Consider the following 25,616-nt stretch of genomic DNA (forward strand, 5'->3'; position numbering starts at 1 on the left):
CTTATTTTTAAGAGTGTATTTAATGAAGAAGAATAACTTTCACCTCCTTATTTCAGCTTTAATGTTTGCTCTCAGTATTGGCTCAATAAAATCAGCCATTGCCGAAAGTATTATCCTAGCCTCGACGACCTCGACACAAAACTCAGGACTGTTTGATCATATTCTTCCTGTTTTCACCAAAGAAACAGGTATTACAGTTAACGTTGTTGCAGTTGGAACCGGCGCGGCGCTTAAACTAGCTCGCAATGGTGATGCCGATATCTTGATGGTTCACCATAAAACGTCAGAAGAAACGTTTGTAAAAGATGGCTTTGGCGTTAAACGCTTTGACCTCATGCACAATGATTTTGTATTGGTTGGCCCTGACAGCGATCCCGCTGGTATCAAAAGTTCTAAAAGTGTTGTGGGCGCTCTAAAGTTGATTGAAAAACAACAATTTCCCTTTTTATCTCGAGGGGATGACAGCGGTACAAATAAGCGCGAACTCGAGCTATGGCGGGAAGCTGATTTTGATCCGAAGGCAGTATCAGGAGGCTGGTACCGTGAAACAGGATCAGGTATGGGGGCGACACTTAATACAGCTGTCGCCATGCAAGGATACGCTTTGACGGATCGTGCAACATGGCTCAGCTATAAAAACAAGCAAAACATGAAGGTCCTGTTTGAAGGAGATAAGCGACTTTTCAATCAATATGGTATTATTGTTGTAAACCCCGAAAAGTACCCTCATGTAAAAATAAACGAGGCAAACCAGTTCGTTAAATGGCTGCTTTCACCAAAGGGACAGTCCTTGATTGCGAGCTATAAAATAGCAGGTGAGCAACTCTTCACACCTGACGCGGTTCAATAAATAAGATAATGGGAAGCCAAATCTTGGGCTCCCCACTTTTCATCTATAGCTGAGAGGGTTATTCAACAGCAAAGGGTTGAATTCGTTTGTCCTGTGGTTTCCCTTTTGTATAGGAATACACCTTAAAGGGTTCTTCTTTTTCTCCCCCCATACCCGGTGATCCCATAGGCATCCCTGGCAAATAAATACCTGTTACATCAGGGCGTTCTGACAAAAGCTTATCGACAATATTGACCGGGATGTGCCCTTCAACGACATAACCGTCAATCAACATCGTATGGCAAGATTCCATTTCATAAGAAATTCCGTGCGATTGTTTTACCTGTGATAAATTCTCTGTCGGAATGACAGTGACCTTATAACCTCTTTCACGCAAATATTCTGCATAACCTGTGCAGCAACCACATTGAGGGTTCTTATAGAGTGTGGCTTCTTTTGTTATGCCTGAGGCAGCGAGGACCTGGGTAATGCCAAGTGTCCCCATCAGAAATAGGGCGGCAATTATAGTTTTCATAGAAAATTCCGTTACTTGAATAGATTTGATCTTGAGCTCAACCTCTCTCTCAATGTGAATATTTTTGGACATTTACATTGTAGAAGAAGCCAGGCGAGGGGCTAAAAGACAGATCTATATTCGCGGAGGGGTTGGTTCTACACGGGGTGTGTATTCCAACATTATCATCAAAGTTACGAAAGGTAGCGCATTTGGAATATTGGTCCATTCAAATGGTTTGTTTTCAAGGATGGCTGTCGTACTTGAGGTGCATAGACTAGAACAGTGTTCTATTTTCTCATGACCAGTACAACTTTTACAGCCTTGCTCCATCGAGAAAGGAGCCTCGGATAATACCGTGGCTTGCATCTGGATGCTCATATTCTTTGCTTGTGCGCTCTTTATCACAGGCCCAGCTATAAAGCCGCCAACAATAAGCGTTAAAACAGTAAAAGATAAAACAATACGTATCCAGGTAATCATAACTAACAATCTGGCGGAAAACTCAAGAATTGTCGAGGTCTATAATGTCGCAGATCTTTGATAATAAAAACGGGTGCTGCCCTGATGGACAACACCCGTTTATCAGCAATTAATGCCTTGATCTAGTTAAATGACCCCCGGCAAAGCCGGGGGCTTAAGCGGGTGAGCCCCTTAAAGGGGCAAATTGGGAACCGCTAAAGCGGTTATGGATTGAATATATCCATTTGGTCAAAGTACTTATCACGCTCTTCTTGCGTTCTGATATACTCCCTCACCATCTGTTCATCGAGCCCTACAGTTGAGACGAAATATCCACGGGCCCAAAAATTTTCACCCTTGAAATTCCGTGCTTTATTTTTGAATTTTCGAGCTATGGCAATCGCGCTTTTTCCTTTTAGGTATCCAACGACTTTTGAAACAGCATGTTTGGGCGGTATGCTGATACACATGTGAATGTGATCCGGCATCAAATGGCCCTCCTCAATCTTACTTTCGCGATGCCCGGCCAGTTCATGGAAAATTTCACCAAGATACTGACGTAGGTTGCCATAGATAACTTTTTGCCTGCGTTTAGGGATGAAAACCACGTGGTATTTACAATCCCATCTCGTATGTGCAAGGCTTTTGTAATCTCTCATCGGCTAATTCCTTTGTTATTTTGGTCAATAAACAAAGAAATGTAAGACCGTGGGAACGGTCAAACCATTGAGAGTCCCCCGGCATAGCCGGGGGTTTACCGGATTAAATTAGCCGTAGGGGCCTTTAAGACCAAGCTTTTCAATCAGTGTGATGTACTTGTTAGATTGTAATGTCAATTGAGCACCATATAGATCCACAAGTTCCTGACGACGATCGGCATCTTTGGTCACTGATAGTGATCCCCAGATTGCAGCCATGTCTTCAGTCAGCTTACGCAATTCAGCTGCTGTTTCATCACAAGCAGCAACGGATGCCAATGCATTAGGCGTTACTTTACCAACACCATTTACTGTTGTTGCTCCAGCATTGCTGTAACCCGCAGGAAGATCACCCTTAAGGTTCATGATGGATTTAAACTGTATCGCATCAAAGATTTGATCAACGGCCTGTTTGGCACCCTGAACACGAGATACGTGTTCTGTATCAGCAGCAGCGTGAGGCAGAAGCTCAAGCTTATCACCGTGATTTTCAACAAGGCTGAGGTAAGGAACCATTGGACCCGTTAGATCACCACTTTCAGCGTTTTTGAACAAGTCAGCATCGATAGCGGCGTAACTTACTTTGCCACTTGTTAAAGCTGCATCGAGAGCATCAATGTTAATCACTTCGCCGCGGTCATAGTTTACAACGATTGCACCGTCGTTCAGAGCATTAAGGACGCCTTCGTTAACGAGGCTATCGTTAGCAAACTTACCAGTTTCAGCATTGAACGCACCCAAACCAGTGTGCGGGCTGATAACATCAGCACCTTTAGCTGCTTCTTCAGGTGTTTCAGCGTAACTGAAGCCTTCTGATTCAATCCATGCTTTATGGTGTGGGCGGGCATAAATGGTTACTTCCATGCCGAAAGCTTTACCAAGATTTGCCACTTCACGGCCAATGTTTCCGTAACCGATCACTGCAAGGTGTTTGCCTTCGAGTTTTTCAGTTGGGAATTTGCAAAGATCTTTACCTGTATCAAAGTCGCCAGCACAGACAAGTTTGTGCATTTCTTCACATGGAAGGTTTGGACAAACTTTCAACAGAGCTTTCATTGCCATTTGTGCTGTTGCACGGCTGTTAAAGCTTGGTGTGTTCATCAAAGCAGCTTCGCCGCCGTCACCGTTACCACCGCCCCATGAGTCAGAACCCATGTTGCCTGTACCTGCACCGATACGGACACCACCGTGTTTAAACACGGATGCGTTAGGCAGGAAAGTTGCAGCTACGATCGTCGCGTCAAACTGGCCTTTGTCTGTCTGAGGCAGAAGTTCTTCAGCTGTGCTTAGGTTTGGCTGGTATGAGAAGTGAATTTTGCCGGCATCAAGGTTTGCATCATCAGCAATCGGGCCTTCGTGGAAAACGCCGCCTTTGGCTTCCACGTGCGCTTTAACTTCTGAGTGATCAGGGTTACCATTAGCATCAAATTTTAGGCCAATGAGATCAGCAACCAGTACTTTATAAGCACGGCTAGCATCATCTTGGCGAACTTTAGCACCTGCAACTGCCTCGGCAGACGCTTCAAAAGTCACACCTTCTTTGGCCAAAAGCTCTTCAAGAACAACGATCTTTGCACGATGATAAGCATATTCAAGGTTTTCCAGTAGAGCGACAACATCGCCAACGGGACGAATACCACCGATCCACGCACGGTAATCACCAGGAGTACCCGGGAAAGCGTTTACATAACGCGCAACATCCAAACCTTTTTCATGCTCACCATTGGGATGAGTAATACCTTCATAACCAAGGATCTGTTTGGACTTTGCGATGATTTCAGCATGCAGAGCCGGATCCGTTTTGCTGCCTTCTGTTACTTTTAGAAGCGTAACGGCTGCGCCACGGTTATCTGCATCGTCAACGCCGAGTTCAAGAGTTGGGTTTTTAGAAACCCAGTCGTTGATTTTTAGACGGTTTTCAATAGAACGCTTATTGAGTTCACGAACGGAGCCAATTGATTTCTCTGCGCGCAAAAGACCGAAAGTGGTTTCAGCAAAAGCGAGCGTGGAATAGGTGTTGATGATACCACCAAGCATTTTGTGCTCTGCAGGATCGTAAACAGGGCCGAGTTCCCAAGTCTTTTCACTTGAAAGTGGCTCTTTAGGATCGGTTGGAACTGCAATTTTAAGCTGACGTGCAATTGCCCAAGCCGGATCTTTTTGATTGGCATTGATAAGTGCAAGTGCTTGTGGTGTGTAGGATGCAATAAAGTATCCGGAAATACCACCGATCGCTTTTTGGAACGGCATGAACATGCAGCACTTATCAAGAACGGCGGCAACAACTTCTTCAGCCCACGGCATAGCACCCAGCATTGATGTGCTGTCGATGATAGCGTGGTGTTCAGTCGGGTTGCGATCAATCCACTCAAGAAGGTTCTTGATTTCTGATTCTTTGTAGGTTGTTGCGCCTGTGGTTTCATGACCAACACCAACAAATAGCTTAACGCCTTTTGATTCTAGTTCATCAGCAGTCGGAATAGCGCCTTCGCCTTCACTGAAGTGAACGCGATTTACATCACCATTTTCTGCGAACTGCTGCATTTCCAGGATCTGTGATCCCCAGGACTGACGGAAAAAACCACCAGCTTTACCTTCAGCAGACTCAGGCTTTGGTGTATCGACGTAAATTTTCTGATTTGCGTCGTTGGCATTCATCATGTGAAGGATGGATACGGTGAAGCCACTGTGTCCGCCACCAAGGCCGATGGCCATTTTGTTCTTTTTAGGGAATTCGAAATAACGATGAATTTCGCGGGCCATGTCCAACAGTACTTTGTCGGCAGGATAACCACGGTGCATGCTGCGACCAATTTCAGATGTCGTGAAGCTACCAACACGGTTGCCACGATCATCAACCTTGGCATAATTTTCTTCCAGCCAAGCGTCGAACTGAAAGCGCAGACGGCGTCCGTCTACTTCATCAGCAGTCATGTCGGTGATAGGGCCTACACCAAAGAACTGGTTTGAAGTTCTTGTTGGAGCTCCATTCGCGGTTACTGCTAATGACGCGTCGCGCTGCGCCTTAAGGTCATCAATCATTGCCATGATTTCAAAATTCCCTGTATTACATAGTTGTGATGGCCTGCTGGGCGTGGTGAATGCACACGATCTATTGATTGTTGTCAATCGCAAGAATATGAACAATGAGCTTTCTACTCGAGCCCATAATGTAATTTAGTGTTCAATTACCAGCCGTTTACAGCACAAAATTTCCCAATTTTGCATTCATTGTGCTGTATATACCCTTCGTAAATCAAAGGTATGCCGATCAGCGCAGCAAAATGTGGTAAATACGACCCGCTTTATTTTAGAGAGATTATAACAACTAATCTGATAGGGAGAACCAACTATCTAATAGAAGAAAACAATTAACTTATGGCTCTTCTCCGCTTTGTTGAGTAGAAAAAGATGCCGACCGCCAAGTAACCTGTTGATATGTATGGTTTCTGATAACTTTACATAGAGCAGGTATATGACAATCAACATCTCGCAGCATATTTTAGGCCTCAAAGGGCAACGTGTAAATGAAATTAAACTGGATGACGGCGGTGTTAAGATTGTCATTCACTGCAGCCGAGACGCGCGTAGGAGGGCTATAGACCCTGCTACAGGCCAGAAGGGAAGCATCAACCAGCATGTCCGCCGACAAGTAAACGACATCCCCCTTTTTGGGTATCCTTGTGTGGTCGAGATTGAGCTGGCGCAGGTTTATATTAACAAGGGCGAACGCCGCATTGAGGGGTGTGATTTTGTTGATAAAGGGTGCCGTTTCACTCACCGATTTTGCCGACTGATCAGTGGATTATGTCGGCATATGTCTATTCAAGCGGTTTCCAGACATTTGGATATACGATGGGAAACGGTCAAGAATATCGACAGGGCATACCTTATTGAAACTCTCCCTACGCTTGATCCTGCAGAGCTAACTGGCTTGGAATATATTGGTGTAGATGAAGTTGCCCGGGCGAAAGGTCATGACTACATGACGGTGGTCTACGATATGGTTGGCGGTCATCTGATCTGGGTTGAAGCAGGCCGAACTGCCGAGGTTTTTTCAAGGTTTTTGAAACAACTGCAACCAGATACAGCCTGCAAAATAAAGGCCGTAGCGATGGATATGGGGCCTGCCTACCAAAAGGCTGTCAGAGAGTCCTTGCCGTTGGCCGACATAGTATTTGACCGTTTCCACGTCATGAAAAACTACAGCAAAGCTATCCATAATCAGCGTCGACTTGAGTTCAGAAAGGCCGATCCAAGTGGTAAAGAGTTGATGAAAGGGACGCATTATCTGTTGCTCAAAAATGCGGATAAGTTGAGTGAAAAACAAAGTGACAAGCTGCAAAGGTTGCTGGAGAGCAATAGCAACCTGAATGCACTTTACGTCTTGAAAGAACAGCTTCAGCTGCTGTGGAGTGCCGCTTCATTTGAGGCGATGGCGGAGCAACTGGAACGTTGGTGCCTGATAGCAGATCAGTCACAGATGCTCTATCTAAAAAAGTTCGCGAAATCCCTACGGAAACATTGTGTGGGCATCTGCAACTACGCCAAACACAAGCTCACAAGCGCCAGGATAGAGGCTGGTAATGTCAGTATAGGAATGATCCGTAAGCGAGCCAGAGGCATCAAGGATACCGAATACTTCAAACTCAAAATTAGACAATCATCCATTCCAGATAATCAATCTATGCTCTATTTGAAATCCTAAATCTACTCAACAAAGCGGAGAAGAGCCTAACTTATTCAGTTCTTTCTCAACCACAATCCACTTTCAGGCGCGTTATCGATTAAGGGAAGTTCATTAATAACGCTTTCCTTAAGCTGCTCTGACATATTTTTCAAAGCGTATTGACTTGCAAAGAGCGGTTCATACCCCCCTTGAAGAAGGGCGCTTATCGCATTTTGTTCGTTATAGCCCCGCCACTTCCATGAATCGGGATATGGATAGGGCAGGAAAATATCATGAAAAAAAACGATTACTCCTGAAGGTAGCCCACCCAAGATATGATTAAGAACAATATCGACATCAGTTCCCGGCATCAAGATATGGCTTGAATCTATACAGAGAAAGTCGCCTGGTTTAAGGGTATCAAAAAGCTCAAGTTCAACATCTTGTAAAATTGTTTGATATATCTTAACCGGAAGAGCTGAAATTGAAGCCCGAGGCGCGGGATCAATTGCAGTGATCTCGGTATTTAAATCTCTATCGACCACAGCACGGTACATAAAGCGTGTTGAATGGCCGGACCCAATTTCAAGAATTCGTTTTGGTTTAAATCTGCGTACCATTGTATAAGCTGTGGCAGCATCAAGCCGCGGGTACCAATCCTGTTGCCACCCGGCTTTTTCAAGGTCCCCGCCGTTAATATTTAACAGGTCATCTCGATATTTTTCTATCTCATGGATATGTTTTTCAAAGTTACCAACGTGTTTATCCATAGTAACTTTGATAGGAAGATAAACTTTTCTATTATCAACAGAGGTCGCGGCATATCTGTAAGGGATAAAGTAACCTAATTTCTTGAGGCCAAGAATTGTTTTTAACCCCATAAGGGCAGGCTTAAGTTTCATCTAACTTCCATTTTTAGATATATACATAAATCTATTTAAGGGTGTTCATAGAAACCTAGTTTACGTTGTTTTCATACCATAAAAGCTATTTGTAATTGATGACTTAGGCAAATTGTAATTTTCAACAAGGGTGATCTTTATATCAAAAATTTTCATCAGTTCGTCAGCAAAATATTATTCTGAATAAAATTGGTTTCATTTGAAACAATCATCGGTATAATTCTCAACATATAAAATCAGGAGAATAATGGACATGGCTGAAAGCTTTGCGTCAACAGGTGATCTCGGTGAGAAGAACGTATCTTTTACAAAATTGGGAGAGGGGGCTTACGCTTATACTGCCGAAGGAGATCCCAACACAGGAGTGATCATTGGCGATGAAGGTGTCATGGTCATAGATACGCAGGCAACTCCCTTTATGGCAGGGGATGTTTTACGTAAAATACGCGAAATCACTGACAAACCCATCAAGTTTGCTTTGCTCAGTCACTATCATGCTGTCCGTGTCCTTGGTGCCGCTGCTTTTGATCCAGAAAACATTATATCTAGCCGCTTAACCCTCGAAATGATTGAAGAGCGTGGTCAGCAGGATTGGGATTCAGAATTTGGACGGTTCCCTAGATTATTTCAAGGACACGAAACCATTCCAGGTCTCACTTGGCCGACGATTGTGTTTGACGAGAAACTCACCGTTGATCTTGGTAACCGTAAGGTTGAAATCATGCATGTCGGAAAAGGCCACACCCAGGGTGATACCATTGCCTGGCTTCCGGAAGAGAAAATCCTCTATGCGGGGGATCTCGTGGAATACGGTGCTACTCCCTATACAGGCGACGCCCATCTCGCAGAATGGCCAGCCACACTAGAGAAATTGACGGCACTAAAGCCAAGCAAATTGGTTCCAGGTCGTGGTGATGCTTTGCAGTCTGCCGCCCAATGTGCAGAAGCTATTACCCAGACCAGAGCTTTCATCACAGATCTCTATAGCAATGCGCAAGAAGCCGTCGCGAAGGGCTGGGACTTACAAACCTTATTTAACAAATGCCGGGAAACCATGGCCCCTAAATATGGCCACTGGGTCATCTATGAACACTGTATGCCTTTTGACGTCGCCCGTGCCTATGATGAAGCCAAAGGACAGGTTCGTCCGACAATATGGACAGCAGAACGCGACCGTGAAATGTGGGGTGCTTTAAACGAGGGGTAAATTTCAATCCAGAAGGGGCTGTAACGATTAGATTACAGCCCTTTAATTATTAAAGTTATTTAGATACTTCTTCTTTAGCGATCATCATCGCTTCACTTAACACGTCAGTATCGCCAATGTGGTTGGCCAATAACAATATCAGTTTGGCATTTACGGCAAGGCTTTGATCTTCGCTTAAGTCCCGATGGGTATCGATCAGTTCCTGATAAAAATCATCCGGTCGATTGATATTTGGGTTTGAATTTAATGACATGCTATCGCTCGTATTATCTTTGGCAGGTTGCGCGTAGGAGTGCATCGTTGATCGCACTGGGATCAAATTCACGCCACCTCGCAGCAATATATTGATCAGGTCGGATCAGGTAGGTCGTTCCGGGCTTAGCGTCGTATCTTTTTGTCAAAATCCCTTTAGGGTCTTCGATATCTTTGCCGATACGAATAATGTCACAGGAGAACTCCTGCTCTATAAAATGTTGATTATCGGCCTGATTACCAAAGACCAAAACAACAAATCTGCCCCCAAGTTTATTAAGTAACCAGCCTTCTGCTCCATTCTCTAAGATTGGCGCATCCGCACAGTTTGTCCCCGGAGCCATTGATCCCGAAAAGACATCGACATCGGGTGTATTCAAACCACTGTTTACATAAGGGGTCGGCGTGGATAGACGCCCTGAATTGACAAGAGGTCTTGCAAACTCGTAAGTTTTTGCCAAATCCAGTGTCGCATCCCGAAAGGCGGTACTTACTTTGCTTTTTGGCGAGATAAAGTCAGTAGAACGGGTTGAGTTCTTTAAATTGTCATCGGCTGCAAATATGCGTTCATCACAATAGCTATCCAAAAGACTATCTGAGGCGTTACCCTCGATAACCAACTTTAGCTTCCATGCGAGGTTATCAACATCCTGCACCCCGGTATTTGCCCCTCGAGCACCAAAAGGAGAGACCTGGTGCGCACTATCACCGGCAAAAAATATCCTCCCAGCACGAAAGTTATCCATCCTGCGACAGGCAAACTGATAAACAGATACCCATTCCAGCTCAAACTCAGTGCCTTCGCCAAGCATAGCTTTGAGACGGGGGATAACGTTTTCCAGTTTCTTTTCTTCCTCCGGGTCACAATCCCATCCCAGCTGAAAATCAATACGCCAAACATTTTCTGGCTGCATATGTAACAGGACCGATTGCCCGCGATGGAAAGGAGGATCAAACCAAAACCAGCGTTCAGCAGGAAAATCTGCTTTCATAACTACATCGGCAATTAAAAAGCGATCTTGAAAGAACTGCCCTTCAAAATCCAGTCCAAGCTTTGTCCGGGTATCAGAACTCGCTCCGTCACAGGCGACAACCCAATCGGCCTCGAGATCATAACAACCATCCGGCGTTTCGGCAGTTAACTCGACATAACCATCTTTGTTTTTGAGGTCGGTTACCTTCGTTTTCCATCGCAGATCAATAAGATCGGGAAATTCCTGGCAACGATCCACCAGGTATTGTTCGAGGTAATACTGCTGAAGATTGATAAATGCCGGGGTTTTGTGGTGCTCTTCCGGGAGAAGATCAAATTGATAGGCAAGCTCTTCGTCACGATACACCTTGCCTATTTGCCAGAGGACGCCTTTATCGACCATGCGACCTGCACAGCCAAGGCGATCCCATATTTCAAGAGGCCGCTTGGCATAACAAACGGCCCTAGACCCAACACTAACAGTATTATTATCATCCAATAAGACAACAGGAATTCCCTGAACCGCGAGATCCAGGGCAGCTGTTAATCCAACAGGGCCTCCCCCTATGACAACGACTTTATGTCTTGTAACAGTTCCGTTCTTTTGTTCCTCGGATTGAATATATTCAAACGTAGGATAGTCATAGGATTGCAGCATACTTCCCCCACTAAAGTACGTTTAGATACTAGGCACCTTTGTATTCAACTATTTTCTGATCAATTCGGCCGAAAATGGAAGCTCCATTCTTATCATTCATCTCAATAGAAATTTGATCTCCAAACTTCATAAAGGACGTTTGAGGTGAACCACTGCTGATCGTCTCAATCATGCGAACTTCGGCAATACAGGAATAACCCACCCCACCTTCAGATACATGTTTGCCAGGTCCTCCATCGAGTTTGTTGGAAACCGTTCCCGATCCCACAATGGCTCCTGCGCCAAGAGGTCGTGTTTTGGCTGCATGGGAAACGATGGTCGGAAAATCGAAAGTCATATCGATACCCGCTTCAGGTTTTCCAAACAATTCTCCGTTCAAAGTCGAAAGAAGAGGGAGGTGTACTTTGCCCTCGTTCCAATCGCTTCCGAGCTCATCAGGAGTGATCGCTACAGGGGAAAAGGCACTGGAAGGTTTTGATTGGAAAAAGCCAAATCCTTTGGCCAATTCACCCGGAATCAATCCACGTAAAGATACATCATTAACCAGCATCAAAAGCTTGATATGACCCGCGGCCTGTTCTGGACTGGCACCCATAGGCATATCATCAGTAATGACGGCAATCTCTGCCTCGAAGTCAATTCCCCAGCTTTCAGATCCCAAGGGAATATCGTCTCGCGGCCCAATGAAACTGTCAGAACCGCCTTGATACATTAAAGGGTCTGTCCAGAAACTCTCGGGAAGTTCAGCACCTCGTGCCTTACGAACCAATTCAACATGATTTACATAGGCCGAACCATCTGCCCACTGGTACGATCTTGGCAGGGGAGACATACAAAGGGTCTGCTCAAACTCAAAAGCTCCATCTACGCCACCTTCGTTCAAAGAACTGTAAACGTCTTCAAGCTTAGGAGATGTTTCAGACCAATTATCCAAGGCGAATTGAAGCGTTGGCGCAATAGAGGCAACTGTCACACACCGAGATAAATCTCTACTGACAATGACGAGTTTGCCATCGCGTGATCCGTTTTTATAGGTCGCTAATTTCATTGTTTTAACCGTAACTTATGATGAGAGTTCTTTTTTGTGCATCCAATCCGCATGGTTAGGTGCTTTTTTGGTTTTGGACCACTCTTCAAGCATTTCCCACTTAACCGTATCCAGCTTTTTGCTCATATCAGGCGTCGCGGTATTAACCGCAAGCTCGATCCGATGTCCGCTTGGATCGAAGAAGTAGATCGACTGGAACAAGGTATGATCTGTAGGCCCAAGGACATCAATTCCATCGGCTTCCAGTTTGTCTTTCACAGACATCATGTCATCCATAGTCGCAACACTTAACGCCAAATGCTGGACCCACACAGGCGTATTGACATCACGTCCCATTGGCGGAGAATTCGGGATTTCAAAAAAGGCTAAAATACTGCCTTTCCCGGCATCCAGAAAAATATGCATATAGGGGTCAGGGGCTTTGGTCGAAGGAACTTCATTCTCGGCAATGGCAAGAATGAAATCCATGTTGAGATACTTTCCATACCATTCAACTGTTTCTTTGGCATCCTTACACCGATAAGCCACGTGATGTATCTGTTCGATTTTCATATCTGACCTCTTATTTTAAGGAGACGTTTGACAATTTAACCTGGCAAAAATTCAAAGGTATATTATCGCAAACATATTCGGTCTCTTGAGTGATCTTGCTTATTTTTTAACTCTCAAATATTATTAGTTACAAATGAAACTAATGCAAGCCAAAATGAATATTTTAAAGATCCAAACTAAAAATGGTTAGGATATCCCCGAAACAGAAATAAATTATTATCGTTATATTTTGGGTAGTTACCCCATATATATAAGCGAGATAATAAATATATGTACATTTGTTTCATATGAAACTATATTGATAAAATAAATTAAAGAGATCTCTCAAATAACAAGATCCAAAAGTTAAAAGGGCAATTTAACACCCCGAGCAGGAAGGTTATATCAATGAAACGTACTCTGTTTGCCACGGCCGTGCTTGCAATAAGCGCTGTATTTAATCCCACCTTAGCAGAAACAATTGAACTAAAACTCAGTCATTTTCTACCATCTTCGCACCCGACCCAAAAAGAGTTTTTAGAACCCTGGGCAAAAGAGTTGGAAGAACGAACTAACGGTCAGGTAAAAGTAACCATTTTTCCTGCAGGCTCGGCTTTTGGACATGTGGCAAAACAATACGATCAGGTCAAAGCAGGGGTCGTTGACATCTCTCATGGGTTAACTGGTTTTCCTCGGGGCCGATTGCCGCGTACCCTTATTATGGATTTGCCATTTCTAACTAAATCATCAGATACCGCTTCGCGGGCTTTGTGGGATCTCTACCCAGATTACCTAGCCAAGGAATACGCTGGCCTAAAGGTACTCGCTCTGCATGCTCACAACCCTGGCCTTATTCACACCCGGGGCACACAAGTCAAATCAATGGAAGATCTTAAAGGCTTGCGTTTGAGAGCCCCAAGTGCAGCCATATCGATGATGCTAAAACAACTCGGAGCCACCCCAGTTGGGCTACCACCAACCCAGGTATATGAGAACTTACAAAAGGGGGTCATTGACGGTAACGTATTCCCATACGAAGCGGTTCATGGCTTTAAACTTTCTGAGGTTTTAGATTACCACTTGGACGCAAAGGCTTATACTACAAGCTTTTATTTTGTTATAAACGAAAAGAAATACAATTCCTTACCCGCAGATGTTCGTGCCGTTATTGACGATATGTCAGGGGAAAGCTTGGTCGCAAAATTTGGCCCATGGTGGAATAGCTGGGACAAACCAGGTATCGAAGATATCAAGAAAAAAGGTAACCCAATTGTTACTCTAGATGATACCCAGCGCGAACAATGGCGCACAGCTTTGATACCGACGACAGACGGTTACCTCAAAGGTCTTGAAGAAAAGGGCGTCACCAATGCCCGTGAGATCTATGATGCCGCTGTAAAAGCCATCGCAAAGTACGACCAATAAGACACAGTTCACTTTGGCACCTGATCTTTACTCGCTCAGGTGCCGGGTAACTTCATCTACAGAATGTGATAATTTAATCCGGTAAACCCCCGGCTATGCCGGGGGACTCTCAATGGTTTGACCGTTCCCACGGTCTTACATTTCTTTGTTTATTGACCAAAATAACAAAGGAATTAGCCGATGAGAGATTACAAAAGCCTTGCACATACGAGATGGGATTGTAAATACCACGTGGTTTTCATCCCTAAACGCAGGCAAAAAGTTATCTATGGCAACCTACGTCAGTATCTTGGTGAAATTTTCCATGAACTGGCCGGGCATCGCGAAAGTAAGATTGAGGAGGGCCATTTGATGCCGGATCACATTCACATGTGTATCAGCATACCGCCCAAACATGCTGTTTCAAAAGTCGTTGGATACCTAAAAGGAAAAAGCGCGATTGCCATAGCTCGAAAATTCAAAAATAAAGCACGGAATTTCAAGGGTGAAAATTTTTGGGCCCGTGGATATTTCGTCTCAACTGTAGGGCTCGATGAACAGATGGTGAGGGAGTATATCAGAACGCAAGAAGAGCGTGATAAGTACTTTGACCAAATGGATATATTCAATCCATAACCGCTTTAGCGGTTCCCAATTTGCCCCTTTAAGGGGCTCACCCGCTTAAGCCCCCGGCTTTGCCGGGGGTCATTTAACTTGATGATCGAACTGGTGAAAAAGCTACTATCAAACATAACCAAATATGTTGCCTGGCTCGGAATACTCTTCTTGTTAGCCGCGATGGTAACAACAACAATAGATGTGGTTTTACGTAAAGTTGATAACGAAGGTATCTACGGCACTATTGACCTAATTCAGTTGATGATTGTCTCAGCAGCTTACCTTTCAATACCTTACGCCTTTATGACAAAAAGCCATGTTTCGGTGTCGATCATATCTGACATGATGACACCCCGAGTAGCAGCACTAAGTCAACTCTTGGCAACACTCCTTGGCTTTTGTTTTATGCTCGCCATTGCCTGGTTTGGGAATACACAAGCGCAGATGCAAAATGAATACGGCGATATCTCCATCACTCTGGGTATTCCAATGATTTATTACTGGGCACCCGTATTACTTGGTTCCGCATTGTCTGCTGTGGTCACGATCTTTATCGCAGCAGAACAATTACCAATAATTTTGTCTGGCGGGCCGACTATCCCGTCTCAAAAAACATAGGCGGAACTTTATATGTCTTCATCCATGATAGGTTTCGCAGCCTTCGCCGCTCTTTTTGGCCTGATAGCGATACGTGTACCAATAGCAATCGCCATGGGAATGGTTGGCGCCATTGGTGGACTGGCGATCAATGGTTATGATTCCGTTGCCTTTATTATGGGTTCTGTCCCGTTCGAATCAATTTTTCCTTATTCTCTATCTGTAATACCGCTCTTTATTCTCATGGGTGTCTTCTCTGCCAAAGCAGGGTTATCACGTGCTCTATACGATGCGGCTCACGCCTTTATAGGTCATTATAAAGGCGGTTTAGCCATGGCGACGGTTGGTGCCTGCGCAGCTTTTGGGGCGATATGTGGTTCATCCCTGGCAACAGCAGCAACGATGTGTCGAGTGGCAATGCCAGAGATGCGGCGTCGAAACTATGATGATGGCCTTGCCAGTGCGACGATTGCAGCAGGGGGGACACTTGGCGTTCTTATTCCGCCGAGTGTGATTATGGTCATCTACGCCATACTCACCGAGCAATCTATCGGCCGCTTGTTTGCCGCAGCCCTCATTCCCGGATTACTCGCCACTATACTCTATATGATTGCGATTAGAATAAAGACGTCACGCAATCCTGAACAGGGGCCAGCGGATGAACAAGTTGACTGGTCTGGTCGTGTAATGGCCATGTTGAATGTATGGCCCGTAATGGCTCTATTCGGTGTGGTTATTGGCGGTATTTATGCTGGCTGGTTCTCTCCAACAGAGGCAGCCGCAATTGGCGCAATAGGCGCGTTCTTACTTGCCCTATTTAAGCGACAACTAAACCTCAAAACGTTTCTGGACTGCCTTGGTGAAACTGCCAATACAACAGGTATGATCTTTCTTATCCTGATCGGGACAGCCGTCTTTAACTACTTTGTTGAAACCACAGGTCTGCCGCAGTCACTCGTGGCTTACGTAGGAGAGCTCGGTTGGGATCCATATGTGATCCTCATACTTCTGGTTTTTTTCTATATTGTGCTCGGTTGTTTCATGGATGCCCTTTCCATGATCCTCCTAACGCTGCCTTTCATTTACCCACTGATAACGTCTCTGGGATTTGATCCCATCTGGTTTGGGGTGATAATGGTTTCAGTTGTTGAGGTTGGCTTGATTACACCACCTGTTGGGATGAACCTCTTTATCATCATGGCAGGAACTCCCGGCTTAAAGCTACAAACGATCAGCAGGGGGGTAGTATCCTTTCTCTGCGCCGATGTAGCACGATTAGCCTTACTCATTTTGTTCCCAGCATTATCTCTCTGGCTTCCCGCGTTATTAATGGATTAAGGGGTTATTTGTGGGTATGGGGTACAATTGATAACAACAAATAAAAAACTAACGTTTAGAAGGCAAAAATGTCAGAACATAAAAACGATACCAAATCTTTCGATCTCCAGGAATTTTTCCCCTACCAGGTCAGGGTTTTTTATCGTGCTGTGAGCCAGTCTGTAGCTGAGGTCTACACAAAGACCCATGGCCTGACCGTTTATCAATGGCGGGTCATGGTGGTTTTGGGCAATAAACAGCCCCTATCAGCCAGTGAAGTCGTTGAATACTCGAGCCTGGACAAAGTCCAAGTCAGTCGCGCCATAAAAGGGCTTCTCAATAGGGACTTTATCGAACGTCGTGTGGATAGTGTTGATAAGCGCAAGGTCAATCTTCTCTTAACAGAAGAGGGAGGCAGAGTCCTCGAAGAACTCGTACCTTTGGTGCTAAAGCGTGAAGCTGAAATATTAGAAGGGCTCAATCCAGAGGAAAAGGCAACACTTGAAGGCTTGATGTCACGGGTACTTAGTAATGCCGAAAAGTGCTTTGGAGCGGATAAATTAGTAGAGGATATTTAGGTCCTATGAAACTTTATACTTACTGGCGATCAACAGCGGCTTACCGGGTTCGTATAGCCTTGAACCTAAAGGGTATTGATTACTCAGATGCGCCTGTTCATTTGGTTAAGGCCGGAGGGGAACACTTAACCCCTGAATACAAAAAACTTAACCCGCAAAAGTTGGTTCCAACCCTTGAACTGAAAAGTGGCCAGATAATCACACAATCTATGGCTATAATGGAGTATCTTGACGAGCTACAGCCTGTGCCAGCCCTTATGCCGGCTTCGGCAATTGAACGCGCCCATGTCAGAATGCTATCACAGATAATCGCGAGTGATATTCACCCGGTAAATAATCTTCGCATCCTAAAGTATTTGACCGGAGACCTCGGGATTAATCAGGGTCAAAAATCCCAATGGTACCAACACTGGATAATCGAAGGCTTTGCCGCTTTTGAGAAAATACTAAGTGATAGCGAATATACAGGTAAATTTTGCTTTGGTGATAAACCTGGCCTGGCAGATTGCTGCTTAATACCTCAAATATACAACGCCAACCGATTTTCCATACCTCTTGAAAAGTTCCCGAATATACTGCGTATTGAACAAAACTGCTTATCACTGCCGGCATTTGACAAAGCCCGGCCCGAAAACCAAAACGATGCTGAGTTGTAGTATTGATCTAGGTTTAACGGATTAATGGCCCGCCCATAACATTTTCTGTGTCAGTCTAAGATTAGGGACATTGAAAATAGGTGTACGCGATCCATTTGTTTTACGCCTAATTTAATCCGGTAAACCCCCGGCTATGCCGGGGGACTCTCAATGGTTTGACCGTTCCCACGGTCTTACATTTCTTTGTTTATTGACCAAAATAACAAAGGAATTAGCCGATGAGAGATTACAAAAGCCTTGCACATACGAGATGGGATTGTAAATACCACGTGGTTTTCATCCCTAAACGCAGGCAAAAAGTTATCTATGGCAACCTACGTCAGTATCTTGGTGAAATTTTCCATGAACTGGCCGGGCATCGCGAAAGTAAGATTGAGGAGGGCCATTTGATGCCGGATCACATTCACATGTGTATCAGCATACCGCCCAAACATGCTGTTTCAAAAGTCGTTGGATACCTAAAAGGAAAAAGCGCGATTGCCATAGCTCGAAAATTCAAAAATAAAGCACGGAATTTCAAGGGTGAAAATTTTTGGGCCCGTGGATATTTCGTCTCAACTGTAGGGCTCGATGAACAGATGGTGAGGGAGTATATCAGAACGCAAGAAGAGCGTGATAAGTACTTTGACCAAATGGATATATTCAATCCATAACCGCTTTAGCGGTTCCCAATTTGCCCCTTTAAGGGGCTCACCCGCTTAAGCCCCCGGCTTTGCCGGGGGTCATTTAACTTTGGCTACCAGTTTTATACCATGATATCGCATCTTCTAAGCGATCATCACCCCAGAACAACTCCTTACCAACAACAAAAGTAGGGGAGCCAAAAATGCCGAGGGACCGTGCTTCATCGGTTGCGGCTAAGTAAGCGGTTTCCATCACAGGAGAATTGGCCAATTCTATCACCCTGCCGGGGTCTTGCCCAATCTCATGCAAGCTCTCTGTAAGGTTCGGCTCACTTCCTGCAGGCTGGCTCTGCTGAAACCATTTTTTGTAGGTGCTCGTCACATAGTCTCTGCACCACCCTTCCTTCGAGCCGACGATAGCAACCCGATTGGCGAGATCAAACTCCTCTAGCGGATAGGGAGCAGGGAGGGTAGCATCCAGGTCATATATCTGGCATTTCCGCTCGATATCCCGCCACATATAACGTGTTTTAATCGGTTTTTCAGCAAAAGGTATGTTGTCCATTTCCATCATAATGGCGCGCACACTGAAGGGGCGCCAATTGAACGAGACACCTGTGTCTTTTTTCAAATTCGCTAACCGCATAACACTGAGATAACTATAAGTGCTGCCAATAGAGAACCAAAAATCAATCGATTTCATGTAAATCTCCAGCTTTAAATCATCGATCATTGAGCAAAATTATGGACTTATGGTCTAATTCCTCGCACTGCAAGTCAATGAGAAACTATGGATTAAGCACGTATGTTTGGAGCTGTGCTAGCCATTTAAGTTGCTTGGGATTGGTGTTGAGAAAAGATTAGTTCACCAAAAAACGGCGCTGAAAATAATTCAACGCCGCTTTTGTAAGGTCAAGATTTTATCAATACCCTAGTCGGTTTTTAAAACACCGCGATTAACTTGGTCTCGTTCAATTGATTCGAACAACGCTTTAAAGTTACCTTCACCAAAACCGTCATCTCCTTTACGTTGGATGATTTCGATAAAAGCGGGCCCAATCACACATTTAGTGAAGATCTGCAGTAGTAGGCGAGGATCGCCTTCTGCGGTGCCACCATCGAGAAGGATACCCAGTTTTTTAAGATCATTAGCACTTTCACCGTGACCGGGAAGGCGTTCATCCAGCATTTCGTAATAAGTTGCAGGGGGCGCGTCCATAAACTCAACGCCGTTGGCACGCATATCGGAAATTGTCTTGTAGATATCAGGGGTCGTGAGGGCGATGTGTTGAATGCCTTCACCATTGAATTTCATAAGATATTCTTCAATTTGTCCTTTGCCAGCAGAAGACTCTTCGTTCAATGGAATGCGGATTTTACCATCTGGAGCGGACATGGCTTTTGAGGTCAAACCTGTATACTCACCCTTGATATCAAAAAACCTGAGTTCTCTGAAGTTAAAGAATTTCTCGTAAAAATCTGCCCAGTATTCCATACGGCCGCGATAAACATTGTGGGTTAGGTGATCGATAACATCGAGACCATAGCCCTTTGGGTGTGGATCAACGCCTGTCAGAAACTCAAAATCAATATCGTAAATACTTGCCCCATCTTCATATCGGTCAATCAGATAGATCGGAGCCCCTCCAATACCTTTGATCGCTGGGAGTTTGAGCTCCATGGGACCACAAGGAATATCCATCGGTTGAGCGCCGAGCTCCAGAGCACGGTTATAAGCTTGATGAGAATTGGCAACTCTGAAAGCCATGCCACAGGGTGAGGGACCGTGTTCTTCTGCAAAATATGAAGCAGGGCTGCCTTTTTCTTTGTTGATAATAAAGTTTGTGCTGCCCTGACGATATAGGTCGACATCTTTTGAACGGTGCTTAGCCACCAACTCAAAACCCAATGTCGTAAACAGATCTACCAAAACTTGTGGATCTGGTGCCGCAAATTCCACGAACTCAAAACCGTTAAGGCCCATAGGATTTTCATAGAGATCGTTGTTTTCAGAGGCGATATTTGCTGTCGCAGTCATATTATTGTGTCCTTAGTAATCTTCAATTTTGGAATTTTATTGAAAGTCTTACGAAGGAGATCCTCTTGAGAGCCCTCTGGTTTCATTGGCGAGAACTTGACCGATAGTCAAAATTATAAAAGGGGCTAATACCTTTAATTTTCGGTCCATAATATAAGGGCGTAATGATAATTCAGGAGGTATTCCAGCAAGGTGACAATTTAACATCTGGTTGGCCTCCGTAATTAATAGTTTAAATATATTAGTTTCATTTGAAATTATATTATTGCTCATTGAAAAAGTCAAGAAAAAGAGGGACGAAGTTGAAACATTAAAATGATCTGTAAAAAGATTTACCATCAAGAAAAATTATTGTTTCCCGGGTTAAGGGCTGTGTATGATAATTTAATTCGAATTTATATATTTTGAGAAAGAAAACCGTGCAGAAAAAGCTTATTACAAATGTCGGTTCTATAAATGTTGATCATGTCTATCAGGTCCCATATTTCGTTAAACCAGGAGAAACACTTCAAACTGTTTCCTACCAAAAAGTTCTTGGCGGAAAGGGCGCAAATCAATCAATAGCCTTATCCCGAGCGGGAGAAACTGTTCAACATGTTGGCGCCATCGGCGTGGACCATGAATGGATTTTGCCGGAAATGGCAAATTCAGGTGTTGGTACTGAGTCAATTTCAGTTATGGAAATACCCACTGGGCATGCTTTGATCCAGGTTGACGATAATGCTGAAAATTGCATCCTTCTATTCCCCGGTGCCAATGAAGCGCTTGGCTTAAATGATTTAAAAGCACGTTTCGATGAGATTGAGGCTGACAGCTGGGTACTGTTCCAAAATGAAATGCCCAACCTGGGAGAAATGATATCTTTGGCAAAATCCCGTGGAGCAAAAATCGCTGTTAATCCCGCTCCGTTTGATTTGAAAGCTAAAGATCTTCCTTATGATGTTATCGACCTACTTATTGTAAACGATATTGAAGCTGCCGAATTAGCCGAAGCCAGACTAGATGGAGATCAGAGTAAACTTTCATCTCTTTGCCCGCTGGTCATCGTCACACGTGGCACCAAAGGGGCAATTTGTTTTCACCAGGGAGAAACAATTGAAGTTCCTGCCTTTAAAGTAGAAGCAGTGGACACAACAGGGGCAGGGGATACCTTTGTTGGGTATATCCTTTCTTCAATTGCGAACGGAATGGACTTGGGGGCGGCAATGAGAAGAGCAAGTGCGGCATCAGCACTTGCTGTAACCAAAGCAGGGGCATCAATAGCAATACCAACCTCGCAGGAAGTAGATACGTTTTTGAACGACATGAGTGAGGCATAAAATGAAAAACCCCGTTATATTTGATACAGACCCTGGTATTGATGATGCCTTTGCTATTCATCACGCTCTCTATCATCCAGAAATCAACTTAATTGGGATGACCACCGTTTTTGGTAATGTGCCCGTTGAGATCGCGGCCAAAAATGCCAAAATCCTTGCTGAGATGGCTGGACAGGATATACCCGTATTTATGGGCGCTTCAGGTCCCATGGTTGCCCCACATAAAGGCTTCCCTGATTTTATTCACGGAGCAGATGGGTTTGGCGATATCAATCTTCCTGAACCAAAAGGCTCCATCGAGAATACCTTTGCCCCACAGTTCATTATTGATTCTGTACGAAAACAACCGGGTGAAGTAACGATCATTGCAGTTGGCCCCCTAACGAACCTTGCGATGGCCTTCCGTATGGATCCCAGCATTGCCCCCTTGGTCAAACAGGTGATCATTATGGGCGGTACTGCCAAGGAATATGGAAATATTTCAGCTGTTGCCGAAGCCAACATTTTTAATGACCCGCATGCAGCGGACATTGTTTTTCGCGCTGATTGGCCCATGGTTATGGCTGGCCTTGATGTTACCCATCAGGTTATTTTAAGCAGAAAAGAAGCTGAAGCTTTGGCTCATAAAGTTCCACGGATTGGCGGTTTCCTTCTTGATGCGGCAGATCTTTATTTTAAGTTCTACAACGGAGCATTTGGCATCGATGGCTGTTACTTCCATGATCCTTGTGCAACAGCCTATTATGTAAATCCTGATCTTTTCACCTCTATCGAAGCATCCGTACGGGTTAGCTGCGAAGGGCCAGCCATCGGGCAAACTCTTATAAAGCCTGTTGGTCATCCTGGCCCCTCCACGGAATGGGACGGTTGTCGCAACCATAAAATACTTATGCAAATCAAAGGTAACGAGGTCAAAGAAGAAGTCCTGGGAACCATCGCAAAATATGCAGATTGATATAACTCCTACTGGATATAATGACTTTATAAATGGCCCCTTCATGGGGCCATTTTTATGCCAATTAACATCAACACCAATTAGCACGGTGGATCGGAAAATAAGCTTAGAGTGGATCTATACTTTAACCCCGATATTAACGTTAAATAACGATAAGGTTTTCAATTAGATATTCGCCCCATTAGGCTCAGGTGAAAAGTATGAGTAATAACGAGATTAAAAATATTCTGTTGATAAGCGTCGATCAGTGGCGGGCTGAATGCCTTTCATCTGCAGGACACATGGTACAAACACCTAACCTTGACCAGTTAGCGACGGATGGTTTGGCTTTTCGTAAACACTATACCCAATGCCTTCCTTGTGGTCCTTCCAGAACCTCTCTTCTGACATCGATGTACGCCATGAACCATCGCCATGTGTCGAATGGAACTCCCCTGGACAGCTCCTTTACAAACATTGCCCTCGAAGCCAGAAAGAAAGGATATGAGCCAACACTGTACGGTTACACAGATACACCTGTGGATCCTCGAGGTCGAGATCTCAATGACCCGGATTTAAAGACCTATTGTGGGGTTATGCCCGGTTTCCGGGTGGGATCTCTTGTCAGTGAAGAAATGGCCGTGGATTGGTTCGGAGAGTTAGAGGCAAAAGGCTATAAGCTTCCCGATAACCAGTTTGATATTACTCTGGGACAGAAAGGCTATCCAGGGGCAGAGGAGAGGGGATCCAGTTATGCCGCTCCCCAATACGATAAAGATAGCAGTGATACGGCTTTTATCGCCGACAAGCTTATCAATTATATCACCATCCATAGAGAGCCCTGGTTTCTACACGGTGTATTTTTAAGGCCTCACCCTCCTTTATTTGCGCCAGAACCCTATAATAAAATGTACGACCCTAATGATATTGCAATGCCTCATCGCGCTGACAATGTCGATGTTGAAAAGGGCCAACATCCCTACCTCGACTATGCCTTGGATAAAATGGCCGATAATGGGGCCTACATGGGGCATGACAACAATGTCAGGGACTTACCCGACCATGAAATCAAGCAAATGCGGGCTGCCTACTATGGACTGATCTCAGAGGTGGATGATCAACTTGGTAGGGTTATTCAGACACTCAAAGATACAGAACAATACGATAAAACGCTTATTATCTTTACCTCTGACCATGCAGAACAATTAGGGGACCACTGGTTGTGGGGTAAGCTGGGATATTTTGATGAAAGCAGTCATATCCCCCTTATTATCCGGGATCCAAGAAACGAGGCCGATACTTCTCGGGGCCAAACAGTCGATACACACTTCAGTGAAGCTATCGATATTATGCCGACCATTTTAGATCTCATGGATCAGCAAGTCCCTATGCAGTGTGATGGGCATTCTCTTCGTCCATTTCTGGAAGGGAAAATACCAGAAAGATGGCGCAACGAAGTACACTGGGAATTCGATTTTAGAGATTTAGAGAATTTTTCAGCAGAAGAGAAATTTGATCTCACCAGTGATCAATGCGTCATGACGATTATTCGAGATGATGATTTCAAGTATGTACACTTTACAACCCTACCTCCATTGCTGTTTGATTTAAAAGCAGACCCGGAAGAAAACACAAACCTTGCCGCCGATATTGCTTACCAAGCGACCGTTTTAGCTTACACACAAAAGATGCTGAGTTGGCGCCAAAACTATGCTTCAAGGCGAATGAGCCACATGAAGATAACGCCTGCGGGACTAATAGAGAGAGATTATCTTCGTATATAGTCCCAAAGAGAAAAGGCCCTGCCTTCTATGAAGAGGACAGGGCCTTTTAAATGAGCAAACCACAACCAGATAACTATTGGAGTGTAATCATGTTTGATCGAGATGCATTTGATACTCGGTTAAGCGCTCATTGAGTTTGGTAGCTTCTTCAGCCAATTCCTTGGAAGTACCTAAAAGGCTTTGCGCTGAGCTTCCAGTATCAATCGATTGCCTGTGTACATCGTTAACCAGATCAACGATTTGACGAGATCCTTGGGCCATACTTTCAATGTTTTGAGCGATGGCTCCAGCAGCACGGTCCTGTTCGTTAATAGAATCTGATATTTTATTCTGGGTGTTGCCAACTTGCTGCATGACGACATCAATAGATTCCATCGTATCGGTTGTCGCCTGGGCATGGATTTGTAATTCTTTGATCATAGCAGCGACTTGATCCGTTGCAGAGGCTGTTTGTTCAGCCAGGGCTTTAACCTCTGACGCCACAACACCAAAACCTCGACCAGCTTCTCCTGCGCGTGCAGCCTCAATCGTGGCATTCATAGCCAAAATTTTGTTCTGGTTGGTAATTGTGGTAATCATCTCATTGATTTTACTAATGCTATCACTCGAATTACGTAATTGATGTACCGTTTCTGATGCTTTAGCCAGTTGGTTTAATGCCTCGTTAGAGGTCGTTCTGGCGTGATCAGATTCAGTATTAATTGTTCTGATATCCGTTGACATCGTTTCGGTTGTTTGAGTGACACCCTGCGCAGAATCATATCCACCTTGGGCAAGCTCTTGTGTATTTTGAGCTTGCTCGGTAACAGTTTGAGATTGGCTGTTAAGCGATGTTGAGGTCTCTTCAACATTTTGGGATAATTCACTAACCCTGTCAGCAACCCGACGCACGTTGTTAATTAGTTCACCCGCAGCTTCTCTGTTGTTTTCCCGGTCGGTTACATTTTGCCACGTCAACATACAGGCAGTAAATTCACCGGAGTTTCCAACAACAGCTGAAGCAGA

At 44.6% G+C, this 25,616-nt stretch carries 25 protein-coding genes; 13 read left to right on the forward strand and 12 right to left on the reverse strand.

The annotated features are described in order from the left end of the window. Positions 1-22: 22 nt before the first annotated feature. The gene (locus ACOGW3_RS16905) at positions 23-850 is read left to right on the forward strand and encodes a substrate-binding domain-containing protein (RefSeq protein WP_419904088.1); all 828 of its coding nucleotides are present in this window, start codon (positions 23-25) and stop codon (positions 848-850) included. A gap of 58 nt (positions 851-908) precedes the next feature. Here ACOGW3_RS16905 and ACOGW3_RS16910 read toward each other — a convergent pair whose 3' ends face one another. The 4 genes from ACOGW3_RS16910 to ACOGW3_RS16925 form a co-directional block, all read right to left on the reverse strand. Next, positions 909-1,364, reverse strand: coding sequence for a DUF411 domain-containing protein (locus ACOGW3_RS16910; RefSeq protein WP_419904089.1), 456 nt, complete (start codon positions 1,362-1,364; stop codon positions 909-911). 665 nt (positions 1,365-2,029) lie between these two features. Continuing rightward, on the reverse strand, positions 2,030-2,464 hold the full coding sequence (tnpA, locus tag ACOGW3_RS16915; RefSeq protein ID WP_419901154.1) for an IS200/IS605 family transposase: 435 nt from the start codon (positions 2,462-2,464) through the stop codon (positions 2,030-2,032). A 108-nt stretch (positions 2,465-2,572) separates the two neighbouring features. Next, a complete protein-coding gene (locus ACOGW3_RS16920; protein WP_419904090.1) occupies positions 2,573-5,551 on the reverse strand; it encodes an NAD(P)-dependent oxidoreductase in 2,979 nt (992 codons plus the stop codon). A 306-nt stretch (positions 5,552-5,857) separates the two neighbouring features. Continuing rightward, positions 5,858-5,992 carry a hypothetical protein gene (locus tag ACOGW3_RS16925; RefSeq protein ID WP_419904091.1) on the reverse strand — a complete coding sequence of 45 codons (135 nt, stop codon included), beginning with the start codon at positions 5,990-5,992 and terminating at the stop codon, positions 5,858-5,860. On the opposite strand from ACOGW3_RS16925, the gene ACOGW3_RS16930 reads away from it, so the two are divergent. After that, entirely contained in the window at positions 5,979-7,211 is a 1,233-nt protein-coding gene (locus tag ACOGW3_RS16930; protein WP_419901077.1) for an ISL3 family transposase, read from the forward strand. The two genes, ACOGW3_RS16925 and ACOGW3_RS16930, sit on opposite strands and share 14 nt — an antisense overlap. 35 nt (positions 7,212-7,246) lie before the next feature. Here the strand turns inward: ACOGW3_RS16930 and ACOGW3_RS16935 are convergent, their stop codons facing one another. After that, complete coding sequence (locus ACOGW3_RS16935; protein WP_419904092.1) at positions 7,247-8,074, reverse strand: class I SAM-dependent methyltransferase; 828 nt, start codon at positions 8,072-8,074, stop codon at positions 7,247-7,249. A 253-nt stretch (positions 8,075-8,327) separates the two neighbouring features. Here ACOGW3_RS16935 and ACOGW3_RS16940 point away from each other — a divergent pair, with 253 nt between their 5' ends. Next, entirely contained in the window at positions 8,328-9,281 is a 954-nt protein-coding gene (locus ACOGW3_RS16940) for an MBL fold metallo-hydrolase (RefSeq protein WP_419904093.1), read from the forward strand. Positions 9,282-9,336: 55 nt separating this feature from the next. Here ACOGW3_RS16940 and ACOGW3_RS16945 read toward each other — a convergent pair whose 3' ends face one another. Genes ACOGW3_RS16945 through ACOGW3_RS16960 form a run of 4 tightly spaced genes read right to left on the reverse strand, consistent with a single transcriptional unit; the run spans position 9,337 to position 12,764 of the window. Further along, a complete protein-coding gene (locus ACOGW3_RS16945) occupies positions 9,337-9,534 on the reverse strand; it encodes a DUF2783 domain-containing protein (protein ID WP_419904094.1) in 198 nt (65 codons plus the stop codon). Between the two features lie 13 nt (positions 9,535-9,547). Beyond that, positions 9,548-11,164: an FAD-dependent oxidoreductase gene (locus ACOGW3_RS16950; protein ID WP_419904095.1), complete on the reverse strand. Its 1,617-nt coding sequence runs from the start codon at positions 11,162-11,164 to the stop codon at positions 9,548-9,550. 28 nt (positions 11,165-11,192) lie between these two features. Then, positions 11,193-12,212: a fumarylacetoacetate hydrolase family protein gene (locus ACOGW3_RS16955; RefSeq protein ID WP_419904096.1), complete on the reverse strand. Its 1,020-nt coding sequence runs from the start codon at positions 12,210-12,212 to the stop codon at positions 11,193-11,195. A 15-nt stretch (positions 12,213-12,227) separates the two neighbouring features. Further along, a complete protein-coding gene (locus ACOGW3_RS16960; RefSeq protein ID WP_419904097.1) occupies positions 12,228-12,764 on the reverse strand; it encodes a VOC family protein in 537 nt (178 codons plus the stop codon). 387 nt (positions 12,765-13,151) lie between these two features. On the opposite strand from ACOGW3_RS16960, the gene ACOGW3_RS16965 reads away from it, so the two are divergent. From ACOGW3_RS16965 to tnpA (ACOGW3_RS16995), 7 genes are all read left to right on the forward strand, one after another. Continuing rightward, the gene (locus tag ACOGW3_RS16965; RefSeq protein WP_419904098.1) at positions 13,152-14,168 is read left to right on the forward strand and encodes a TRAP transporter substrate-binding protein; all 1,017 of its coding nucleotides are present in this window, start codon (positions 13,152-13,154) and stop codon (positions 14,166-14,168) included. A gap of 180 nt (positions 14,169-14,348) precedes the next feature. Then, positions 14,349-14,783: an IS200/IS605 family transposase gene (tnpA, locus tag ACOGW3_RS16970; RefSeq protein ID WP_419901154.1), complete on the forward strand. Its 435-nt coding sequence runs from the start codon at positions 14,349-14,351 to the stop codon at positions 14,781-14,783. A gap of 81 nt (positions 14,784-14,864) precedes the next feature. Continuing rightward, positions 14,865-15,383 (forward strand): TRAP transporter small permease, encoded by a 519-nt coding sequence (locus ACOGW3_RS16975; RefSeq protein WP_419904099.1) that lies wholly within the window; start codon positions 14,865-14,867, stop codon positions 15,381-15,383. A gap of 12 nt (positions 15,384-15,395) precedes the next feature. Then, positions 15,396-16,700 carry a TRAP transporter large permease gene (locus tag ACOGW3_RS16980; protein WP_419904100.1) on the forward strand — a complete coding sequence of 435 codons (1,305 nt, stop codon included), beginning with the start codon at positions 15,396-15,398 and terminating at the stop codon, positions 16,698-16,700. A 68-nt stretch (positions 16,701-16,768) separates the two neighbouring features. Beyond that, positions 16,769-17,257, forward strand: a complete 489-nt coding sequence (locus ACOGW3_RS16985; RefSeq protein WP_419904101.1) for a MarR family winged helix-turn-helix transcriptional regulator — start codon at positions 16,769-16,771, stop codon at positions 17,255-17,257. Between the two features lie 5 nt (positions 17,258-17,262). Further along, the gene (gene maiA, locus ACOGW3_RS16990; protein ID WP_419904102.1) at positions 17,263-17,913 is read left to right on the forward strand and encodes a maleylacetoacetate isomerase; all 651 of its coding nucleotides are present in this window, start codon (positions 17,263-17,265) and stop codon (positions 17,911-17,913) included. A gap of 218 nt (positions 17,914-18,131) precedes the next feature. Then, the gene (tnpA, locus tag ACOGW3_RS16995) at positions 18,132-18,566 is read left to right on the forward strand and encodes an IS200/IS605 family transposase (protein WP_419901154.1); all 435 of its coding nucleotides are present in this window, start codon (positions 18,132-18,134) and stop codon (positions 18,564-18,566) included. A gap of 73 nt (positions 18,567-18,639) precedes the next feature. Here tnpA (ACOGW3_RS16995) and ACOGW3_RS17000 read toward each other — a convergent pair whose 3' ends face one another. Further along, positions 18,640-19,239 carry a 2-hydroxychromene-2-carboxylate isomerase gene (locus ACOGW3_RS17000; protein ID WP_419904103.1) on the reverse strand — a complete coding sequence of 200 codons (600 nt, stop codon included), beginning with the start codon at positions 19,237-19,239 and terminating at the stop codon, positions 18,640-18,642. Positions 19,240-19,467: 228 nt separating this feature from the next. Beyond that, entirely contained in the window at positions 19,468-20,574 is a 1,107-nt protein-coding gene (gene hppD / locus ACOGW3_RS17005; RefSeq protein ID WP_419904104.1) for a 4-hydroxyphenylpyruvate dioxygenase, read from the reverse strand. Between the two features lie 404 nt (positions 20,575-20,978). On the opposite strand from hppD, the gene ACOGW3_RS17010 reads away from it, so the two are divergent. The 3 genes from ACOGW3_RS17010 (at position 20,979) to ACOGW3_RS17020 (ending at position 24,611) form a co-directional block, all read left to right on the forward strand. Next, the gene (locus ACOGW3_RS17010) at positions 20,979-21,893 is read left to right on the forward strand and encodes a ribokinase (RefSeq protein WP_419904105.1); all 915 of its coding nucleotides are present in this window, start codon (positions 20,979-20,981) and stop codon (positions 21,891-21,893) included. Between the two features lies 1 nt (position 21,894). Continuing rightward, entirely contained in the window at positions 21,895-22,848 is a 954-nt protein-coding gene (locus tag ACOGW3_RS17015; RefSeq protein WP_419904106.1) for a nucleoside hydrolase, read from the forward strand. A 200-nt stretch (positions 22,849-23,048) separates the two neighbouring features. Continuing rightward, positions 23,049-24,611, forward strand: a complete 1,563-nt coding sequence (locus tag ACOGW3_RS17020; RefSeq protein WP_419904107.1) for an alkaline phosphatase family protein — start codon at positions 23,049-23,051, stop codon at positions 24,609-24,611. 87 nt (positions 24,612-24,698) lie between these two features. On the opposite strand, the gene ACOGW3_RS17025 is transcribed toward ACOGW3_RS17020, so the two are convergent. Then, positions 24,699-25,571 carry a methyl-accepting chemotaxis protein gene (locus ACOGW3_RS17025; RefSeq protein ID WP_419904108.1) on the reverse strand — a complete coding sequence of 291 codons (873 nt, stop codon included), beginning with the start codon at positions 25,569-25,571 and terminating at the stop codon, positions 24,699-24,701. Positions 25,572-25,616 lie beyond the last annotated feature (45 nt).

Origin of the sequence: Kiloniella sp. (assembly GCF_965205715.1) — a bacterium.
In the GTDB taxonomy this organism is placed as follows: Bacteria; Pseudomonadota; Alphaproteobacteria; order Kiloniellales; family Kiloniellaceae; genus Kiloniella.

What these genes read in the sequence shown, in the direction of transcription:
- ACOGW3_RS16905 (WP_419904088.1), top strand. Translation starts at nt 23, where the DNA reads ATGAAGAAGAATAACTTTCACCTCCTTATTTCAGCTTTAATGTTTGCT.
- ACOGW3_RS16910 (WP_419904089.1), bottom strand. Translation starts at nt 1,364, where the DNA reads ATGAAAACTATAATTGCCGCCCTATTTCTGATGGGGACACTTGGCATT.
- tnpA (WP_419901154.1), bottom strand. Translation starts at nt 2,464, where the DNA reads ATGAGAGATTACAAAAGCCTTGCACATACGAGATGGGATTGTAAATAC.
- ACOGW3_RS16920 (WP_419904090.1), bottom strand. Translation starts at nt 5,551, where the DNA reads ATGGCAATGATTGATGACCTTAAGGCGCAGCGCGACGCGTCATTAGCA.
- ACOGW3_RS16930 (WP_419901077.1), top strand. Translation starts at nt 5,979, where the DNA reads ATGACAATCAACATCTCGCAGCATATTTTAGGCCTCAAAGGGCAACGT.
- ACOGW3_RS16925 (WP_419904091.1), bottom strand. Translation starts at nt 5,992, where the DNA reads ATGTTGATTGTCATATACCTGCTCTATGTAAAGTTATCAGAAACCATA.
- ACOGW3_RS16935 (WP_419904092.1), bottom strand. Translation starts at nt 8,074, where the DNA reads ATGAAACTTAAGCCTGCCCTTATGGGGTTAAAAACAATTCTTGGCCTC.
- ACOGW3_RS16940 (WP_419904093.1), top strand. Translation starts at nt 8,328, where the DNA reads ATGGCTGAAAGCTTTGCGTCAACAGGTGATCTCGGTGAGAAGAACGTA.
- ACOGW3_RS16945 (WP_419904094.1), bottom strand. Translation starts at nt 9,534, where the DNA reads ATGTCATTAAATTCAAACCCAAATATCAATCGACCGGATGATTTTTAT.
- ACOGW3_RS16950 (WP_419904095.1), bottom strand. Translation starts at nt 11,164, where the DNA reads ATGCTGCAATCCTATGACTATCCTACGTTTGAATATATTCAATCCGAG.
- ACOGW3_RS16955 (WP_419904096.1), bottom strand. Translation starts at nt 12,212, where the DNA reads ATGAAATTAGCGACCTATAAAAACGGATCACGCGATGGCAAACTCGTC.
- ACOGW3_RS16960 (WP_419904097.1), bottom strand. Translation starts at nt 12,764, where the DNA reads ATGAAAATCGAACAGATACATCACGTGGCTTATCGGTGTAAGGATGCC.
- ACOGW3_RS16965 (WP_419904098.1), top strand. Translation starts at nt 13,152, where the DNA reads ATGAAACGTACTCTGTTTGCCACGGCCGTGCTTGCAATAAGCGCTGTA.
- tnpA (WP_419901154.1), top strand. Translation starts at nt 14,349, where the DNA reads ATGAGAGATTACAAAAGCCTTGCACATACGAGATGGGATTGTAAATAC.
- ACOGW3_RS16975 (WP_419904099.1), top strand. Translation starts at nt 14,865, where the DNA reads ATGATCGAACTGGTGAAAAAGCTACTATCAAACATAACCAAATATGTT.
- ACOGW3_RS16980 (WP_419904100.1), top strand. Translation starts at nt 15,396, where the DNA reads ATGTCTTCATCCATGATAGGTTTCGCAGCCTTCGCCGCTCTTTTTGGC.
- ACOGW3_RS16985 (WP_419904101.1), top strand. Translation starts at nt 16,769, where the DNA reads ATGTCAGAACATAAAAACGATACCAAATCTTTCGATCTCCAGGAATTT.
- maiA (WP_419904102.1), top strand. Translation starts at nt 17,263, where the DNA reads ATGAAACTTTATACTTACTGGCGATCAACAGCGGCTTACCGGGTTCGT.
- tnpA (WP_419901154.1), top strand. Translation starts at nt 18,132, where the DNA reads ATGAGAGATTACAAAAGCCTTGCACATACGAGATGGGATTGTAAATAC.
- ACOGW3_RS17000 (WP_419904103.1), bottom strand. Translation starts at nt 19,239, where the DNA reads ATGAAATCGATTGATTTTTGGTTCTCTATTGGCAGCACTTATAGTTAT.
- hppD (WP_419904104.1), bottom strand. Translation starts at nt 20,574, where the DNA reads ATGACTGCGACAGCAAATATCGCCTCTGAAAACAACGATCTCTATGAA.
- ACOGW3_RS17015 (WP_419904106.1), top strand. Translation starts at nt 21,895, where the DNA reads ATGAAAAACCCCGTTATATTTGATACAGACCCTGGTATTGATGATGCC.
- ACOGW3_RS17020 (WP_419904107.1), top strand. Translation starts at nt 23,049, where the DNA reads ATGAGTAATAACGAGATTAAAAATATTCTGTTGATAAGCGTCGATCAG.
- ACOGW3_RS17025 (WP_419904108.1), bottom strand. Translation starts at nt 25,571, where the DNA reads ATGTTGACGTGGCAAAATGTAACCGACCGGGAAAACAACAGAGAAGCT.